The sequence below is a fragment of the Prevotella merdae genome (assembly GCF_900290275.1).
Taxonomy (GTDB): domain Bacteria; phylum Bacteroidota; class Bacteroidia; order Bacteroidales; family Bacteroidaceae; genus Prevotella; species Prevotella merdae.
The window spans coordinates 1-1,378 of record NZ_LT985344.1 but is presented as its reverse complement, the minus strand read 5'-3'; the positions used below and the strand labels follow the sequence as shown (position 1 = coordinate 1,378).

Here is a 1,378-nt window from a genome sequence, read left to right as displayed (position 1 = left end):
CATTATATGTATATTACATTATTATTTACCTTACAGCACTTTCCAAAAGCTTTCAGGCAGGCTGACGTTCTGCACCTGTCGTGCCTCCTCAAACAATGGGGCAATATCATCAGGCTCGAATCCGGCAATGCCGCAACCAATTGGCGTTACAAGGAAATGCTTTTCGGGATGAGCCTTGGCATAGTTGATAAACTCGTCGACATAAGGACGAATGGTATCAACACCTCCTTGCATTGTAGGTATGCCATAGCTTTGGCCTTGCATGCCTACACCCTGCCCCATTATTGCACCAAAACGCAAGCGTGCCACACGTGCCGCTCCGCCACCATGCATACCAGCAAGATTGCTGCCGAAAACAAATACCTCATTCTCTTTAAGGCTGTCAATCCACTCGGGAGTGATGCGCTGTTGTGTTATTCTATCCATATCTTCTGTATTATAATCCATTCCTGTTCCATCCATGTCAACCATTCTTGTCATTTTGGGCATGCCAAGATCGCAAGACATAGGACTTGGCATTGCCTCGCACATAATATCAGACCTTGACATTGGCGACGCGCCATACTCGTTGGCAACAAAATAGCGTTTGAAGTAAGGCACCACAACGTCGTGCATCATCTTGTTGTAACGTTGGGTTACGGCAGACGCACTCATACCCAGCTGCGCTCCAATCTCCTTGCCTTTGAAACCCTCGATAAAGAGCATCTGTAGAATAATGGAATTCTTGCTGTCGCGACCATAAAACTTCAGACAAATCTCGTTGATGGTATGACGGAAGTCGGCAGCAAACTCATTATCCACAACATCAAAGCCAATACGTGTGCGCTCCTGACGAGCCTCAAAACTCTCGAAACGATGCTCTTTATTAACATCCTTGAGCTTGTCGAGAAGCAAGAAGCGAAATCCATTTACCATCCATGTCTTGAGCGACATTGAAGGCTTACGGTCTTCAAGCTGCTGGAAGTTGTGTTTGCACAAAGCCAAATAATACTCGTGCGCAAGAGAGAAGAAGTCCATGCCAGGCTTATGCTGCAAGTCGTATCGTTTGTCGTAGATGCAGTAGGCAACACGACAATAGCCGTAGAAATAATCTTTTACGATGTGCTCGTTGGCATTACGAAATCCTTCGAGAATCTCATCGTCGGTTAATTGGGTTGTATTTGTAGTCATATTGTTTCAAGTTCTGTTGCCGCAAATTTACGAGTTTCTGAAATAACCACCAAACTTTTTACACATATAAAATACTCTTAAATAAGTAACAGTTCAGAATAATATTTACATATAGTAGGAGGGTATGGCATCCTTGCCATACCCACTAAATTGGCTGTACAATCATGGCAGAGTGGGTATGGCAGGGATGCCATACCCTCCTACTGAT

At 44.5% G+C, this 1,378-nt stretch carries 1 protein-coding gene and 1 pseudogene; both read right to left on the bottom strand.

Features of this window, described 5'->3' with window-relative positions; all coding sequences use genetic code 11:
* Positions 1–30 precede the first annotated feature (30 nt).
* Positions 31–426 (bottom strand): A1S_2505 family phage non-structural protein, encoded by a 396-nt coding sequence (locus tag C9991_RS17140; RefSeq protein ID WP_232823390.1) that lies wholly within the window; start codon positions 424–426, stop codon positions 31–33.
* A gap of 210 nt (positions 427–636) precedes the next feature.
* Positions 637–1,017 (bottom strand): annotated as a pseudogene (locus C9991_RS17135) (sigma-70 RNA polymerase sigma factor region 4 domain-containing protein); the annotation flags it as partial.
* Between the last annotated feature and the right edge of the window lie 361 nt (positions 1,018–1,378).